Source organism: Haladaptatus paucihalophilus DX253, assembly GCF_000376445.1.
GTDB lineage: Archaea > Halobacteriota > Halobacteria > Halobacteriales > Haladaptataceae > Haladaptatus > Haladaptatus paucihalophilus.
The window spans coordinates 83,261-101,246 of the sequence record NZ_AQXI01000002.1 but is presented as its reverse complement, the minus strand read 5'-3'; the positions used below and the strand labels follow the sequence as shown (position 1 = coordinate 101,246).

The 17,986-nt window shown below is 47.9% G+C and carries 13 protein-coding genes; 6 read left to right on the top strand and 7 right to left on the bottom strand.

The window, feature by feature from the left end:
- Positions 1 to 5: 5 nt before the first annotated feature.
- A complete protein-coding gene (locus tag B208_RS0116715; protein WP_007983262.1) occupies positions 6 to 701 on the top strand; it encodes a helix-turn-helix domain-containing protein in 696 nt (231 codons plus the stop codon).
- Positions 702 to 861: 160 nt separating this feature from the next.
- On the opposite strand, the gene B208_RS0116710 is transcribed toward B208_RS0116715, so the two are convergent.
- Positions 862 to 1,845 (bottom strand): LLM class flavin-dependent oxidoreductase, encoded by a 984-nt coding sequence (locus B208_RS0116710; RefSeq protein ID WP_026177907.1) that lies wholly within the window; start codon positions 1,843 to 1,845, stop codon positions 862 to 864.
- Positions 1,846 to 2,262: 417 nt separating this feature from the next.
- Between B208_RS0116710 and B208_RS0116705 the strand changes: the two genes are divergently transcribed.
- The gene (locus tag B208_RS0116705) at positions 2,263 to 3,810 is read left to right on the top strand and encodes an amidase (RefSeq protein WP_007983257.1); all 1,548 of its coding nucleotides are present in this window, start codon (positions 2,263 to 2,265) and stop codon (positions 3,808 to 3,810) included.
- A 142-nt stretch (positions 3,811 to 3,952) separates the two neighbouring features.
- The gene (locus tag B208_RS0116700; RefSeq protein WP_007983255.1) at positions 3,953 to 4,216 is read left to right on the top strand and encodes a hypothetical protein; all 264 of its coding nucleotides are present in this window, start codon (positions 3,953 to 3,955) and stop codon (positions 4,214 to 4,216) included.
- Between the two features lie 452 nt (positions 4,217 to 4,668).
- Here the strand turns inward: B208_RS0116700 and B208_RS0116695 are convergent, their stop codons facing one another.
- The gene (locus B208_RS0116695; RefSeq protein WP_007983253.1) at positions 4,669 to 5,607 is read right to left on the bottom strand and encodes an ROK family protein; all 939 of its coding nucleotides are present in this window, start codon (positions 5,605 to 5,607) and stop codon (positions 4,669 to 4,671) included.
- Between the two features lie 682 nt (positions 5,608 to 6,289).
- Between B208_RS0116695 and B208_RS0116690 the strand changes: the two genes are divergently transcribed.
- Complete coding sequence (locus B208_RS0116690) at positions 6,290 to 8,626, top strand: hypothetical protein (RefSeq protein WP_007983251.1); 2,337 nt, start codon at positions 6,290 to 6,292, stop codon at positions 8,624 to 8,626.
- Between the two features lie 516 nt (positions 8,627 to 9,142).
- On the top strand, positions 9,143 to 10,606 hold the full coding sequence (locus tag B208_RS23050; protein WP_007983249.1) for a flippase: 1,464 nt from the start codon (positions 9,143 to 9,145) through the stop codon (positions 10,604 to 10,606).
- Positions 10,607 to 10,708: 102 nt separating this feature from the next.
- On the opposite strand, the gene B208_RS23380 is transcribed toward B208_RS23050, so the two are convergent.
- From B208_RS23380 to B208_RS24470, 4 genes are all read right to left on the bottom strand, one after another.
- A complete protein-coding gene (locus tag B208_RS23380; protein ID WP_007983247.1) occupies positions 10,709 to 12,061 on the bottom strand; it encodes a sulfatase-like hydrolase/transferase in 1,353 nt (450 codons plus the stop codon).
- Between the two features lie 119 nt (positions 12,062 to 12,180).
- Positions 12,181 to 13,083 carry a hypothetical protein gene (locus B208_RS23950; RefSeq protein ID WP_139025545.1) on the bottom strand — a complete coding sequence of 301 codons (903 nt, stop codon included), beginning with the start codon at positions 13,081 to 13,083 and terminating at the stop codon, positions 12,181 to 12,183.
- A gap of 136 nt (positions 13,084 to 13,219) precedes the next feature.
- Positions 13,220 to 14,743, bottom strand: a complete 1,524-nt coding sequence (locus B208_RS23945) for a hypothetical protein (RefSeq protein ID WP_139025544.1) — start codon at positions 14,741 to 14,743, stop codon at positions 13,220 to 13,222.
- A 123-nt stretch (positions 14,744 to 14,866) separates the two neighbouring features.
- Positions 14,867 to 15,643: a hypothetical protein gene (locus B208_RS24470; RefSeq protein WP_171970530.1), complete on the bottom strand. Its 777-nt coding sequence runs from the start codon at positions 15,641 to 15,643 to the stop codon at positions 14,867 to 14,869.
- Between the two features lie 234 nt (positions 15,644 to 15,877).
- On the opposite strand from B208_RS24470, the gene B208_RS23375 reads away from it, so the two are divergent.
- Positions 15,878 to 16,948, top strand: a complete 1,071-nt coding sequence (locus B208_RS23375; protein WP_007983242.1) for a glycosyltransferase family 4 protein — start codon at positions 15,878 to 15,880, stop codon at positions 16,946 to 16,948.
- Here B208_RS23375 and B208_RS0116655 read toward each other — a convergent pair.
- Positions 16,927 to 17,982, bottom strand: coding sequence for a DUF354 domain-containing protein (locus B208_RS0116655; RefSeq protein WP_073096662.1), 1,056 nt, complete (start codon positions 17,980 to 17,982; stop codon positions 16,927 to 16,929). The genes B208_RS23375 and B208_RS0116655 overlap by 22 nt on opposite strands.
- Between the last annotated feature and the right edge of the window lie 4 nt (positions 17,983 to 17,986).

Sequence of the window (17,986 nt, the reverse complement as noted above, 5' to 3'; positions counted from 1 at the left end):
GTACGATGTTGACGTCCGAGGTGCGAGTCCGGTACGACGGCGATTGGACCGCCCAACTCGCCGAATATGATGTCTTCGGCGAATTTATCGCATCGACGTTTCGTAACCACCGGTACATCGGGATGTTGGCGCTGGAAACGAACGACTACGAGGAGACGCTCGACGTCATTCGAACGCACGAGATGGTCGATAGTATCGACGTCGTCGAACGGTACGAAACGTCCGAAGGTCGATTTGCGGCGACCGTATTGCTCCGCGGTCGTCTCACCGAACTCACGCCCTTCCAGGCCCTCATGTACGAAGGCTATCTCCCCATCGGACCGACGAAACTCGAAAACGGTTGTGAATATTTCAACCTGCTTCTGGGTGACCGCGACGAACTGGCAAAGGCGATAGAACTCCTCTCGGATTTCGGGAGCGTCTCGGTCGAGCGCATTACGAGGGACTTTCGACGAGAAATCATGCCGAGCCGCGCCGAGTGGCAGGAACTGTTCGCATCGATTCCACCGCGACAACGCGAGTTCCTGAACACCGCGGTCGAGAAGGGCTATTTCGAAATCCCGCGGGAAGTGACGCTCGAAGAACTCGCCGACGAGATGGGGATCACGAAAACTACCGCATCGAACCACCTCCGAAAAGCCGAACACACGCTTATAACGTTCGTCCTTCCGTACATCAACCTCGCCGTCAGCGACGACTGACGCCGCTAATTTCCACGCGCGGGAAGTGGCTGTTAGTCGTCGGCACTTGACCGCGGATTCTGGTTGGATCACGAGATAGAGGCTCGTGAACGCTGACAGAGGATTCTTATTCGAAAACGCGCTCGATGAGAGCCATCTCCACGGGGTCCGAACGCGGCCGTCAGTTGTTCGACGGTGCCAACGCTTCGATGGTCCGCTCGGTCATCCCTTCGTCGGCGTTGCTCGGGATGGTCACCAACGGTCGGGTGATGCAGTCGATGTCGGAAATCTGTTGAAACTGCTCACGGGCTTGTTCCGGCGTTCCCGCGACACCGAGCGCCTCGACCATCTCGTCGGTGACGTTCCTAATGGCTGTCTGGCGGTCGCCCTCTCGCCACGCCTCGGCGACGGCGGCCGCGTCGTCCGGGAATCGACGTGCAACCGATCGCTCGTAGCCCCGACCGTTGCCGACGTAGTAGGCGACGTGCCCCCGGATGGCATCCTTAGCCGCCTCGACATCATTGCTGACGGCGGCGGGGACGTACGGCGCGACATCGATGTCCTCATCGCGACCGGCTTCTGCCGCGTGGTCGGCGATGTACTCGAAGGCCTCCTCGAGGTCGGGGAATGGCACGTTGTGAGGAATCCAGCCGTCGCAGAGCCGTGCAACGACGCGCCGATTTGCGCGGCCGAGCGCGGCGTGATAGATGGGTACATCGACGTCTAGCGACGGGAAGTCCCGAACCGAAAAGACGTCGCCATCATACTCCACACGCCCCTCGTCACCGAGAAATGCCCTGGTTAGTTCGATGGTCTCGTGCGCCCGTCGGACCGGGTTGGGGTCGTCCCACCCCATGCCGTGGAGGTCCTCGATGGCCTTTTTCGTCGACGTTCCGACGCCGAGCCGAAACCGACCATCGGAGACCTGGTCGAGCGTGGCTGCCGTCATCGCCAAGACGGCGGGGGTCCGCGAGAAGACGTTGAGGATTGCCGTCCCGAGGTCGACCGTCTCGGTGTGGGCGGCGATGTCGGTGAGCTGGACGACAGAGCTCGTCCTCCAGAGTTCGCCGAGCCAAAGGCCATCGTAGCCGAGTGCTTCGGCGCGAACGCTGAGTTCGGTCTGGTCGAGGGTCGTCACCTGTGGCAACAACAGATCGGTTGGCATGGTCTTTCCCACGTGCCGGCGAGTGAAAACAGGGCCGGACGGTAGAGACGGGATATCTCCGTCCAGTCAGGAACGCAGTTGAGTTACACCACCCAGTCTAACTAGTAATACTGAACAATCATACTTGCCAGTAAGACTGAATGGAGAGTGGTACCTCATCCGAAGTCGCCGAGGGCATTCTGCGGTCGACACAAGATGCCGAACGGGTTCGAGAAACCGATTCACGATACCCCGGAACGGTCGCGGGGCGCACGCCCGGGCTGATCGGTCGTGAGCGAAGCAAAGGAGGCCAGTGAGCTGTACTCACTGGAAGACGGTACGCCGCGCGCGGGCATCCCGTTCACGTACACCAGAAATTCAAGGAAATTGTTACCGACCCACGTGATTAATGGGGTCGTAGACCGCCTTATAGAGGGTATGTCAGACGTTCCACCGAACATTCAGCCACCGACGCCCGAGGAAATCCGCGAAAAAGCAGCCGAACACTATATCGACCTCACTGACGAGGAAGTCGAAGACTTCCGCACAGCGATTCCGGGGATGCTCGAAGCCTACGAACGCCTCGACGAACTCGTCGAGCCGCGCCCGAGTCGGAAGTACACTGACCGTGAACCGGGATATCGACCGAGTGCCGAGGAAGACCCACTAAATGCGTTTGTGACGAAATGCGAGGTCCGCGGTGCCGATTCTGGGCCACTCGCCGATTACGAAATCGGGGTGAAGGATAACGTTGCAGTCGCTGGGGTCGAGATGACGTGCGGTTCGAAGCTCTTCGAGGGCTATGTGCCTTCGAGGGACGCTACAATCGTCACACGTCTCCTCGACGCCGGCGGAACCATCACCGGAAAGATGAACATGGAGGATATGGCGTTCTCGGGGAGCGGTGAGTTATCGGCGACGGGCCCCGTCTTGAACCCACGTGACCCGGAGTACATCGCTGGCGGCTCTTCGAGCGGGTCGATAGCAGCGGTCGTCAACGGCGACGTGGACGTGGCCATCGGCGGCGATCAGGGCGGGTCGATCCGTATCCCGGCGGCTTGGAGCGGCGGTGTCGGCCACAAACCGACCCACGGCCTCGTTCCCTACACGGGCATCGCGGGCCTCGGTCGCTCGTTCGACCACATCGGCCCGATGGCCACCACTGTCGGAGACTGTGCTCGTGTCCTCGATGTTATCGCTGGCGCGGACTCACTGGACCCGCGTCAAGGCCACGCCCCAACTGACGACTACACGAATGCACTCACGAACGACCCCGAAGACCTGACGATCGGCGTCGTCGAGGACGGCTTCGGCCACGAACAGAGCGAATCAGGTGTCGACGAAATGGTTCGCGACGCGTTGGATCACTTCGCCGACGCTGGTGCCGAAGTGACAGACGTCTCGATTCCGATGCACAGGGATGGTTTGCCGATTTGGAACGGCATCGTCATCGAGGAGACGACGGCTACCGTCAACGCCGACGGTATCGGCCACTTCGGCGACGGACACTATGATACACAGTTCATGGACGCCTTCGGCAAGGCACGTCGCGTACAGGCCGATGACTACCTCACGACGGTCAAGTTGACGCTCGTCCTCGGTCAATACCTCGCTGACGAGTACCGTAGTCACTACTATGCGAAAGCGCAGAACCTCAGCCGGGCGTTAGCCGACGAATATGACGACGCACTCGCCGACGTTGACGTCCTGGCGATGCCGACTACCCCACAAACCGCCCACCGACAGGACGACGACTTGAGTCGCCTCGAAGTCATCGACCGTGCGCTCAACATGCTTTCGAATACGGCACCGTTCGACGTTACAGGTCATCCGGCGCTCTCTGTTCCCTGTGGAACGTCCGATGGCCTTCCGGTCGGTCTGATGTTCGTCGGTGAACGATTCGACGACGATACCGTTCTCCGCGTCGGTCACACATTCGAACAGCGACACGACTGGAAGGAGTTCCAAACGGAATCGGCGATGTGAGGTCGTTTACTCGTCCTCAAGTGCCGCGTAGATGGCACGTGACGGCGTCCGTCAAACGTTCCCATCTCCAGAGCCGTCTTGTGACGTTCCTCGTCGCTCTCAGCGGGGTGATATCGCTCGTACTAATCTGTATGGTGATGCTGTGCACTCTTCTCGCCAACTCACTGGCTACCGCTCAGGTACCGAGTCAGTCATTGCAGTCAACTACGACATCAACACCGATCACTACGACCCCCACACCGCCGCCTACCACCACCACGAGCAGTCCGACCACTACGACATCGAAACCAACCACTACAACCGCGACAGCCACGACGACGAGTTCTCCACCAACGACGTCGCAGAGTTCAACGACGCAGAACGCAAGGTCGGGCGGATGGTCCACTACAGCCGTTTCCACGAGTGAAGAATCCGGTTCGACCGACAAAACCACCGACAGAGAAGGAACCACACAAGTAACTCAATCTCCAACAGATTCTACGACTTCCCGACCAACGACAGAAAAGAACAATAGTACAGGAAACTTCCCGCAATCGCAGGGCGACGCGGGAAGCTCCCAAAACGGGACAGGTGGTTTTTCATCGATTCTACTCGCTTTGCTTGCCGTTGGGGGTTTCCTACTCGTTGGTCTCGTCGGTACTATTGCAGGCTGGAAGTATCGTGATAAAATTGTCTCAGGGCTCGCAGGCGCAATGAAAAATATCTCGTTGGGGAGTTGGATGTCAGTGAGTTAGACTCCAGTGAAGATAGTTCCTGATCAACTGGAGATTGAATGTGATTAAAATAACACCACCGAGAAAGTGGGTCATATTCACCACGTTTCGACACTGAAGTAGTTCATCTGTCTGGCCTCGGAACTCACACGACTTCTCTTTCAGGAGATCCGTGTGCGAGCGCCCCATAGAGACCGATATCATCACCTAACTCCGTGATTTGGATGTCAGGTCTCTCGACATAGAGATAGTCATCGAGATACGTTCGAATGCCGTCCAAGATTGTTTGCTGGTTGTTGAGCGCAACGCCTCCACCGATAGTGATGAGGCCGGGATTGTACGCATTGCAAAGTGTTCCGATGCCAGCCGCATTATACTGGGCAATCTGATCAAGATACTCTTTAGCGACTGTATCACCATCGTTTGCAGCCTCGAAAAGATGCACTGCCTCGGAGTGAGGGCCATCTCGAAGCGTCGTTTCCCGGTCGTCAGTTTGCAGTCGGTGGGCGACATAGTGTGGAATGCCGCCACCGGAACAGATCGCCTCCCACGCTCCCGGAACGCCGAAACTACTGAGACCGGACGTCGGTGCAACGGGAAAGAGCCCAACTTCTGCGGCCTGGCCGGATTCTCCACGGAGGAGTCGCCCGCGTTCGACGACCCCAGCACCGATACCGGTGCCGAAGGTGACGTGAGCTACACAATCGTATGCATCGTCAGCACCGAAATACCATTCCCCAAGTGCGGATGCACTACAGTCGTTCGCCAGAAAGAGAGGGAGGTCACATTCGGACCGAATCACACTTCGAAGATCGATGTCGTGGATTTCGGTTCCATATTTGGTATCCATTTCCCGAATGATTCCGTTCGAAGTGTCAACGAGACCAGTACAAGAGACAGCAACTGCAACAATCGTCGCAGAGGTGTTCTGTTGTAGTTTCTGAACTGCTTGGACGATCTGCATTGCGAGAATTTGCGGTCGTGTCGGTTCGACTGCAATCTCGGTGAGAAACTCCCCTGCCGGTGTCCCGACCGTATACCGGAAGTGAGTACTTCCGATGCCGAACACCGCAATTCCATCCATGACATTTACTCCGAAATATTCCCGTATAAACCTTCTTGCCCGCTATTCGACGGTTACACTCTTGGCAAGATTCCGAGGTTTGTCGATAGAGCGGTCTTTCTGATTCGCGATGTGATAAGCGAGCAGTTGCAGATATTTCTTTTTCCGAACGGATACCAGCACAGCCGCCTACACCAATGATGAAGCCACAGGGGAGAAAAGAGGCATCGATGACATATTCCAATAGAAACACCCTATTGGTTTCCCTGTGAATGGCGGTAATGAGAATTCGCCCCTATCTCACCACGAATGTATCGTACAAAGAATCGATGAACTCTCCGTGCAATACGTTTGTATCCGTTGCTGATGAGCCGAGTTCAGATCCGTATGCATCCCAGACCTGTTGTTTACCTCTTTCTGTTGGTTAATAATAGAGGGTAGACCACTTTGTTAGGGACGTGCTTCTATTTACAAATCATCTATATTTTTCTTTCAGGCTCATCATAACAATTTGTGCGAGCATTATAATTGAGCCACTAACATGGGTAAAACCATTATTCGTCAGGAGTTTTCGGATGGCACGAGCAATCAGAGAGAAACCGAGACAGTTCCCGGTGACAAGCAATCGGAAAGTACCGTAGATATCAGTGAACACTCGAGCGATCAAATCAACCGCAGGAACTCGTCGAAGGGAGGGATGTGAGTGCCGACCTACGACATCGTCGAAGAAGGAGCGGACGATACCGGTGGGAACGCCATCGACGGCGTTCTCGAAAACCTAGTTGGCAGCGATACGACCATCATCTTTCCGCCAGGAACCTACAAACTCAACGAACTCATCGTCCCGTCGGGGACTGACAGGCTCGAACTCATCGCGCCGGACGGTGCACGCCTCGTTCCCGGACGGTCGGGCGACGACCTACCGTGGGTCGACGTCTACTCACGAGGCTTCGTGTTAGATGGTTTCGAACTCGACATGCGGGACACACCGGTCCCACCGTTCGTGCGGATGAACTCCAATTCAGGAAACTGGGAACTGAGGCGGCTCATTACGCGTGGCTACGTGCGAGCGGCCACTGATACGAACATTGGGTCGAACGATTCGGGCGATGCGCGCACGTACTTCCGGTTGTCAGCGGAAGACGGAACACGTGGGCTGCTCCAGGACTGCTACTTTCACGAAGGGTCGTGCGCACCGGATGAGGCGAGCAATCGGCGTGCAATCCTCGTCGAATCTGGGAAGGGATTGCTCACGTTCAACCGCTGTTGGTTCGAACACTGGGGAGAGAACACTATTTACGCAAAGAAGCCGGAAGGGGGCATGAAAATCCTGAACAGCTTCGTCCGAAATTCACAGAGCGGGATGCGACTCGGTGGCAACAGCGAGGTTCGTAACTGCGTCTCGATCAAAGATGCCCGACATCCGATACAGGCGTGGTCGGGTGGGTCGCTCCAACGCGGCGTGAACGTGGAGGCAAACGTCCCGGCGAATCCTTCTGAGGGCGTCAACAGCTACGATGGAAGGATTACTATCGCCGACAGCGACTTCTACCATCGGTATCCGGATAGCAGCTGCGGCGGGGCGATCACGGCGGTAGCACCGTGCCAGGAAGTAGATGTCCGGAGGGTCCGAATCAGCTATGATTCGACGAAGAATCACGACGCGATATACACGTACGAGGGCACGATGTACGACGGAACGCCCGCGAATCTAGAGTATTTGCGACTCGAAGACGTGCAAGTCACCAACGACCACGATTCGGAGTATGCCATCTACATAGGCCAAGAGCCGAATACGTGGGGACCGGTGTCCGGTGTGTTAGGTGGGAGTGGTCCGCAGACGAACTCTAGTTACATAGCGAATTGGATGGCCATCAATGGCGGTCCCGAACAGCCGAATACGACGCCACCGTTGCCGAGTCCACCGCCACTCGGAGAGGTACCGATGGAGCCGTCGCAACTCGTTCGTATCGATAATACGGATAACGACGTACCAACGATGTTCGAGATTACGGCGGGAGAGTACGTCCTTCCAGCAGGTAACGATGGTGCGGCGATTCCGACGGAGTGGGGACCAGATGGGGAGCCGCAACGGCCACCAAATTCGGAAGTAGCTACTGGAACCGTTCCGGCTGGGAAGGCCTACGCCTTTTATGTAACTGGCGGCATCGTTTCGACGGAGGCGGACGGGCCAGCTACTTGGACGGTTGATGGGGATGTGTACAATCCTGGTACTGAGGGAGTTTTGATGACGAAGACTATTGTCAGTGGCAGACAGAAAAAAGACCAGTGGAAGCAAGCTGACTCAGTTGTACAACCAAATGGTATCGCGATCGCAAAGCCGCTGTCATCCAACGGTTTGAATCCAACACATGTCCGCTTACGGAACGTCGTCGATGGCAGCTTCGAATACAAACTCGAAGAATGGGAATATCTCGACGGGTCACATACCAGCGAGACGTTCCACACACTCTCTATGGAACCAAGTGAACACGAAATTCAACTAAACAATAGAAATCTCTATCGAATAAAGGCAGGGAATGTATCCGTCCAGGACGAATTTGTTAATGTTTCTCTAGATGGTTTCTTTGATACGGAAATACCCGTTATCCTTACTCAAGCGCAGACATTCAACGACTCCGATCCAATTATTACAAGATTGTCAGATGTTTCTAGTAATTCATTCCAGGTACGACTTCAAGAAGAGGAGGCGAGAGGAGAGCATACAAATGAAATGGTCGGCTACATTGCACTCCAACAAGTCTCAGGGCAACTCAATGGCACACCACTTGAAGTACAGCGAACCGGAGAAACCTTCACCAACCGGTGGTCTCGTATTTCTTTCCAGCAACAGTATGAAGCACCGCAGTTCATTGCTAGCATGCAAACGTATAATGGCCCCAATACGGCAAATCTTCGCTATCAAAATCTTACAAGTGATGGTGTTGATATTAAGGTTGAAGAAGAACAAAGTGCTGATACCGAGAAAAGCCACACAAATGAAGGCATTGGATACCTCGTTATCGAAGGCTCTACGTGAGGGACTAATCTCAACCATCGAAGTTTGAACATAGCAGCTAGAGGAATTTCATTTTGCTGTCCGTCGAATAACCACATCATCGTACAGTAGTGGTCTACATAAACACACATTCACTTCGCGAATCTTCGACAGCGATTTTCACTGCGTCAATTCGTGTTATCAACATATTGAGAATTTATGAGCATAGACACTATCTAATTAAGCCAGCTTGAGAAGTGAATAGACCGTTTGTACATCATTATATCCACAAGGATCGAACTAAGCGCTTGATGTAGGAACACCTATTGAGGAGATGTTTAACTATGCAATACCCTCGGTACGGTAAACCGTATCCAAGAATTTTTTCTTCTCGTAAAAGATTTATATAATATTGTATTGGTATTATAAACTCGAGTTCTTCTTTTCCTTATTATATAAGAGAAAAGATCCACCAGTAATAAGTTTATATTGGCGACGCGCACTTTGAAATACTATGTCGACACATACAAAATGGACGATAGAGTTTATTGAAAACGAATGAGTATCATCTCTCGATTGGGCAATAAATTAAAATTTGAATTCACTGCTAGGATTGTTGCTGTCCTATCAGGAGGGATACTGACAGTTGCATTGGCACGCCTGCTCCGTCCAAGCGAATATGGATTGCTATTTTTGACTCTTGCAATATTAAATATATCTATCACCTTTAGCAGACTTGGCATAGGAAAGTCAACTAGCCGATACATATCTGAATATAGGGAGATGGACCCGGGTCAGATACCATATATTTTGCGATTTGGATTCCTTTTCACATTATTAATGATATCAATAGTCTGTGTCATTTTATTAGTGGTTCACAAGACAATTGCTGACTTGGTTAGTGAACCTAATTTAAACCGCTTTCTTCTTTTTGGCACAGCCTTCATAGCATTCTCGACATTAGTATCATTCGTACGATTTTCGCTCCAAGGATTTGAAGATATAAAGGGTAGCTCAATAATATTCCTAATTGATCGGGGAGGACGGACAGTCTTTGCTCTCGGACTAGTGTTGATAGGACTGGGAGCGACTGGTGCGTTAGCCGGATATATCATCGCTTCAGTCATAAGCAGTATCATTGGCATCATCTATATATATAAGTCACATTATTTTGAATCAATTCAAGAGAGAATAGAGCCCCAACTCCGAAAGCGCATCACTGAGTATTCATTTCCATTAGTTGTCTCAAGTGCGGCTAGGTCAATTGACAATAGAATCGACATATTTCTTGTTGGATTCTTTATTAATCCTACTGCGGTCGCGTACTATACAATTAGTAAGCAGTTAATAGATTTTATTCAGGTTCCAATATCATCTCTTACCTTTACATTTTCACCAGCAATCAAATCAGAGATGACGAAAGGCAATCTTGATTCAGCAGCCAATATGTATGAAGAAGCGCTTTCATATACGTTACTCTTATATGTGCCTGCCGCGGCTGGGCTGATCATTCTCTCAGAACCAATTATCAGAGTGTTTTTTGGTAAACAATATCTTGAGGCAGTTCCAGTTCTCCAAGCATTATCCGTTTATGCTGTCTTACTATCTATCTCAGTATTAACTGGGAATAGTTTGGACTTCATCGGTCGAGCAAGGGAGCGAGCAATCATAAAAGGAATAACTTCCGTAGCGAATGCTGTGCTGAATGTATTACTGCTTCCCAGAATGGGAGTCTTCGGTGCCGCGATTGCGACAGTAATTACACATTCTATATTTACAGTTTCAACAATATATTATATGTCTCTAGAAATACAAGTTAGGAAATTATGGCTATTCAGATATAGCACGGCGGTGGTAGCCATTACAACAGTGATGTCGATTGTGGTTTACTTACTATCCAAATACATAAGTAATATGATTTCACTGATAGCAATTGTAGGTGTTGGAGTAATAACGTGGACATTCTTATCAGTCACTGCAGGATTGGTTGATGTAGATGAAGTATCACAAATTGTACAATAAAAACCTTCCAATAATAACTAAATTAATGAAACAAACCGATATAATATCTCTGTGAAAGAGTGTAAAATCATACGATGGATGGCAATTGTAAAAGCCCAGAAGTTACAGATATCCGAGGTCGCTAAGTTGTTTACGCTGCGACTCAGAAAAATCAGCTCTTGCAGAGGTATTTCGCTGAGGATTCTCTTCACGCCACTTGTTAATTAATGAGGCTAATTCGGTCGCTACTTCTTTATCTTCAGCAGGATTCTCACCAGAGGTACGTAGCACAGATTCATTCCCATCTGTTTGGAACCTCCATTTTTCGGTCCGAATACTCACAACATCCTTCCTACTAAATTTAGACACATCAAATATATCTGAAGACTCACTAATGTAGTCCAGCTTTTTACAAGAGCGCTCACCGCTATGTTCCGTGATGGCAAACTTTCGGTGCTCATCTCGTGGATCTTTCCCAGCAGGTACCTTGTGATCAATTTCCAGCTCGGACGTAATTGCTGCCATTACATCTGCTGGCTGCACCAACTCAGTGGTCGGTAAATCAAGGCCAGAAACGACCATCGGAATATGTGTAACTGCACGATTTGGAATTAACATATGTGCAAGAAGACCTTCTTCACCAAATTGTTCACCATGATCCGCTGTTACAACAACTAAGGGGTTGTCAAGATGCGTGCGTGCTTCGGTTACGATTTCCTCCACTAAGTCATCAGTGAATCTAATGCACAAGTCATATAGTACTCGAAGTGACTCAAGTTGATCCTCAGTTAGTTGTTGAGTGGCAATGTATTCATGGAGATTTTCTGATACCTCCATCGTGAGCTCGAGTGCATCCAGAATTGGGATGGGAAGATCATCATTGAAGAAGTTACGATAATCACGAGGAGGATAATAAGGGTGGTGAGCATCTGAAAGATGTGTATAAATGAATAAAGGTGATTCGGATTTTCGGATATGTTTCTTGACTATTTCAGTATTCAGTGGACCAGTTGTATGCTTCCCAGTATCCGTTGTGAATCCAGCAGACTCTTTTCGAATCTTCATAAGATATCGGAAAAGGCCGCGCAATGGCACTGTATCGGTGATTGTACCAGCACTAATATCATGGAACTTTGTGAAACCCTTATCAAGACCAGTACTAGGACTGAATTGAGCAATGGGAGACACACCGACTGTCTTGTAACCAGCATCCTGGAATGCCTCAGGTATAGTACGTATCGTTTCTGGAAGTGCTGCATTATTGTGCCAAGTCCGATGCTGACTCGGTGATAAACCAGTCAGTATTGACGCAGTAGAACTACGTGTCCATATATCATGTGAGTGACAATCAGGGAACGAGACTGCATCATTACTTTTTGATAACTTGCTAAGGAACGGTGTAGTGTCTCGACCACTATCAAAACTTGTGTGATCATATCGAGTACTTTCTAAGGTGATCCAAATACACGATCTCATCAGGTTGCTCTTGATACTACTTGATGTTAGATATTCTTTTTGATTTCCAAATCCCCCCCTACAAAATTTCAACATTATGAATATTTAATTATTTTCCATTTGCACGGGTAGAAGCCAGATCATACATATCCCAATGCCGATAAGCGTTCATCAACACCAAGATCATTTTCTGATTCGGAGTATTCCGCTGGTTGATGTTCATTTAGATCGGTCGCGGATGTCATAGCCCATGGAACATGGGTTAGACAGTCGATATCTGTTGCTTCGAGATGCCCATATATACCATGTTCACCGAATGCTTCTCCATGATCTGAAGAGATGGCTGCTTGGTCAGCATTTATATTGGACAACAATAATTCGACGTCATCCAAGACTATTTCTAAATTCTTTCTATACCCCTTAATCGCTTTATCTCGTGGAATGTCCCCACGTTGAACCTGTGGCCAGACTCCAATACTATCGTCTTCCTCAATATCAAAGTGGGCTGCACTTTGACCGAGGTCACTATCGATAAATGGAGCATGTGGTTGTAGATAGTGAACAATCAATCGATCAGGATTTGAGTCACGCCCAACAGAGATCGCTTTGTCTGTAACGGGACGAGGTCGGACGGTCCCCAATTCTTGATCCCAAGCGTATCTCCAAACCTCCTCAAGAATCTCTGGCTGTGGAGTGCCTTCTGAGCTCAATAAGGTTGAATAGGGATTTGCGCTTACGTAGGCCACCGATTCGTCACTTGGTAACTTGGAGAAAGTTTTTGGAATCCATTCAAAGGTTGCTGTTCCTACGGATTCTTCCAAAGAAACGTCCCAGTCCACCGCTCGCTCCTCAACAAGCTCAGAAAAAACGTCGGTACGGCACGCATCAAGAATAATCATTAAATCCCACTCCCGATCAAAGATATTCGTTCCCTCTCTCTCGTAGTTCTTTAGTCTCATTTGATTAACACCAATCTTCAAACCAGCTAATACACCGAACCTCCGCATGAGTTCAACTCCCGTCTTAATACGGTCAGCAATCATGGTGCAATAGTTTGATACAAGGAACTATATAAGTTTACTTTGAAGCGTAACGGCAGATAAATGGAAACATTCATCCAATGATTAATGTATTCTCATATTATTTGATGGAAATATTATATAAATAATATTATGTGTGTTAAATATATATCTCAGACTCACCATTTGCATACACCTTATCCACCCACGGGTTGGAAACAATCTCTGAATGGGATTCTCTCCATGGTTGAAGATGAACCCAGTTCATAAGGGCGACCTTATCACGATTTAAATTGAGAATATAAAGAGTATTAGAATCCACTTCCATCTGTTCTCCAACCAAATACTGGACATGCCGAAGCTCAAGGGATCGAATTTCACCCTTCATTGAAGACCGTGTTACATCTCTATGAACATGACGGAATAGTTCAATACGGAACCAGGTTTTTACATCTGTCCGTACATTTGCGCCATCTGCTTCGTAGTTGTGTAGATATTGTTCAATTGAATTGGTCTGTCCACTAGAAATATTCCGATCAAAGACGTTTCCAGTAGTAACCCGAACGCCAGCAACAGAGATATTTACAACAATTAGTATAACAATACCAATATATGCAAATTTGCGGGTAGAAATAGGAATCCGAACTTGTGAGGAGTTATTATAAAACCAAAGGAGAACAATCGTAGCTGGAAACGCGAGGGCATCAAACGCAAGAGAGCCAATCAATAATCGGAGCCCCAGCCATAGTCCAGCTGCACCAAGTAGTGATGCAAGAATCGTCGTCTCTTTCGGGAGATGTCTATCAGAGATTAGCCCATCAATAAAGAATATGGAAAAGAATAAAGAAAGGATACCAAAGAGGAGATATTTGAGAATAAGAAGGGGAGTGAGAATCGATGGTCGCTTGAAATAGAGACGTGTGAGTTCGGAACCACCACCCCCAAAATAGGCGAGTAAGAACTTGTCAAAAGAACCCATTTTAACAGATTGTGAAATAAATAAAGGAGCAACTTTAGTGTAGACGAAACCATTTATACCCAACTCAATTACACCAAGAGTAGTAAGTAATAATACGATTGTAAAAGAGATAGAACTCATCTCAAATTTATTGTATACGATAGTGATAATGGCGAGAGTTCCAAGTATAAGGAGAAAATGCGCTTCAATATCATATGAGAGTGGCACAATTGCGACGATGAATAGCAGTTCGAGCCAGAACCGTCGCTTGTCAAGGTATCCTTGTCGGTAAATTGTTACAAGTAATACAATAAATAAAAATAATAATACCTTACCAAACCCATGAGAGTATAGAAAATGCTTAGGTGTACCTGTATTACCACTCACTAATCGGACAGCAGTAAACAGTCCCGCAATAATCGGATCACCGACTATTTTTTGAACCAATAAATAGAATACAGGGCTGATTGCAAATACTAAGAAAGGGGTCTTCATTATATACAGTGGTGAAATAGCCGTTATCTCCATAATCATTGCCCCAAAGATATGAAACGTAGGTGTGTCACTCGCTCCAATTTTAAGTCGTCCAACATCAATGATGGTATCCATCGTTGCTGCGTGGAGCGGTGGAAACGCTGCTGTTGATCCACTAAACAGGTAAAGACTTATCGAGATACCTAATAAAACAAGGATAATACCAATCTTCTCCCTTTGGTGAGTGTACATTAGCTTACAAAGATATTTGGTACACAGACAAAAAGTTTCTTCGATTATTATTCTGGAATCAGCAAATGTGAAGAGTCATATGTTAGAAAATTATATTTGTTCCATACTATTGAAATATATTAATTATACTTTATAACCAAGCTGTTTCAAACGCTCCTCTACATTACCAGACTGCATTTCAGTATCGGTCTTTGCTCTCTCAATCGTTCGTCTCTCATCAAAAGGACAAACCAACCAGGGGACCTCCACTAAGTTTGGTAAATACGTGTCCTGAGGATGTCCATACTCGACAAACGGTATCGGAAACGATCGTTCAGCAATGAGTTGGCCATGGTCAGAGGACACTACGGACTTCCCATCTAAACATTGCACTAATTCATCAACATAAGGAATAACGACTTCGAGATTTTCGATGTAGGCTTTGAGGAGGACATCTTTAGGAATATCCCGTTCTCCCTCACGAAGTTGTGGCCAAAAATCGATATTACTATTTTCAACCATTTCCCTTCCAAACTCACCAATGAACGGACAATGAGGTTGGATAAAATGAATCAGCAACCGTTTATCTGGATATTCCTCCGCTGCCTCCTTTGCATACGAGACCATTGTTTCGGGAAGAACTGTTTGGAGATCATCATCCCAACCATCCTCTTCCCAAACATTTACTACTTTATGGAAATCGGGTGAAAATTGCTCCGATTTCCATACAAGTTGAGGATTAGCAGTCACATAGACCGTATCAGACAGATCTTTATTATGAATGTTTGATTTGAGAAAGCCAACTGTGCTACTGGCTCTCGACGTTCTCTTTTCGAGCGATCCATCGACTGCATTTACAGACTCGAAAATATCGTACCGACAGGCATCCAGGAGAAGAAGATTATCCCAGTCTTCTTCCATGAAATTTACTCCGTTTTCAAACTCCTTTCCATATCTATTTCTAAAGTAGAGCTTGTTCAAGTGCTGGAAAACCATCTTTGGACTTTGAACACCCCGTTTAAGCTGCCGAATTGAGACCATCTTAGCAACAGTATTAGTTTTAGCCGACTTTAGTACTTATGTATTGTTGGTCACCTGCAGGATTCGGTTCAACGTTTATTAACTCTTATATATTTAGGTCTCATTTGATATAAGGTGAAGCCGGAGCTAACGAATCGACTAAACGTGTTGGTTATTGGACCCGCAGAACAAGAGAGAGGTGGGATTGCACAATACATTTCAGAGCAGATACGACATTCCCCGGATAAGCTGTCTATTTCAGGATTCGATGTCTCAGCTCCCAAAAAGGAAGGTTTAGCAGTATTCCCAGCTGCACTGTTCAAAATTCTCGTAGATATTTTTAAATTTCTTCGTCTTGAGAAGCCGGATATAGTTCATGTTCATGTAGCTCAAGGAATATCCTTTTATCGAGAGTCACTCTTTGGTCTAATAGCATCATGGTACTGGAATTCCGATATAGTATTACATGTCCATGGTTCATCATTTGATAAATTTCTTGAATCAAGTAATTGGGTATTAAAAATCTACATTCTGAAGATTTTATCATGGTCGGATTGCATCGTATGTTTGTCAAAATATTGGAAATCAATTTTAGAAGAAGAAGTCGATCACGACAGAATCGTTGTACTTCATAACGCTGTAGAACCAAATGATTATGATCCTACCTTCAAACGCAAGGATGATTTAACTATATCGTTTGTCTCTGATCTAGTACCACGAAAGGGCGTCGCTGAGTTTCTGGAGGCGATACAACGATTAGAGACAGACGAGAATTTAAAAGTCGAGATTGCAGGGAAAGGACCACTTTCAGAGGATGTAGAACAGGTTTCAGACGATAGTAAAGTGACGTATCATGGATTTATCTCTGAATCAGAGAAACATGATCTACTTAGTAATTCCGACATTTTTGTCTTACCATCATATGCCGAAGGGCTTCCGATTGTTATCCTTGAGGCAATGGCTGGCGGCAATATGATTATCTCGACAAATGTAGGAAGCATTCCGGATGTGTTTGACGAGCAAAACGGCCGGTTTGTTCCACCGAAAGATGCTGATGCCATCAAAAAAGCGATTGAAGACGTGAGTTCCAATAAAGAAGAAGCTGAATCAATAGCAAGAGACAACCGAGTAATGATTGAGGACAAATACTCTTGGGACGCTCATATGGATAAATTACTCGAGATCTACGCTTCGCTAGCGCAATGAGCAATAAGCTCTTGAGTTATTGAGCACAATTCTTTTTGTATCTCCTTCGATTTGTTATTATCCGGCTTCATATCCTGCTCAGAAAGGTTAGTCACATAATCCATAATTTCCCCCACTTCCCTAGAATGGAATACACGATTTTCTTCAATCATCTTCTGATCAACCGATAGAGGCGTATTTGGGAAAAACGACACAGCAGGCTTATTCATACACGCAGCTTCTCGAGCCATCGTACCTGATCCGGTCATCGTACAATCTGCATGCCATACAAGTTGTAACCCATCGAGTGCTTTCTCAGGTACGAATACTTGACTGGGTTCGTAGTCATGGGCATAGTGTTTATCACCCCGGCCACGAGGCAAATAAACAACCTGCTTGTCATATTCAACGAGGTGCTGAAGCAGTTGTGGAACCAATGAAAATTCAGAATCAACATATGCGGCGTCTAGCGCCTCGGGTCGGACGACGATGTACTCTTCAAATGGGAGTTTATCAGTAAACGATGAATCAGGCTCGAAGTTAGCAATATAAATGTCCTCCTTGTATCCATCGTATGTGATAATCTGTTCAGAATCAGCACCCCATTTCGTCAACTCTTTGGTGTCAAATGCTGACGGAACGATGTTATACGTTGCTTGCGCCTCCAATCGATTGTACAATTCTTCGTACTCCAGACCGTCCACATGTGCCGTAATGTCGTTGTCAGTAAAGTGAATTGACGGGATACCGCGGACCTTCGATGCGAGGATACACATCGCATTTCGTGAGGAGAGCGATACGTCAGCAGATGGGGCCTGAGCCACGAGTTGAAGGGTTCGAAGGGGTATTCCGAACTTTCGGAGGAGAGTATTATCGAAATCACGACCCAATCGTGTGAAATCGAATCCAACTTCTTCGGCCAATCCTACAGTCTCAGTTTTCTCTCGAACTGTCACCTCTGTCTTGAGCGGTGGAAGCGACTCTGTGAGACTCCGGAAGAAAAATGGATGCGAAGGACTCACTAAATCAACCCACGCTTTCGGTTGTCGTGCCATTATT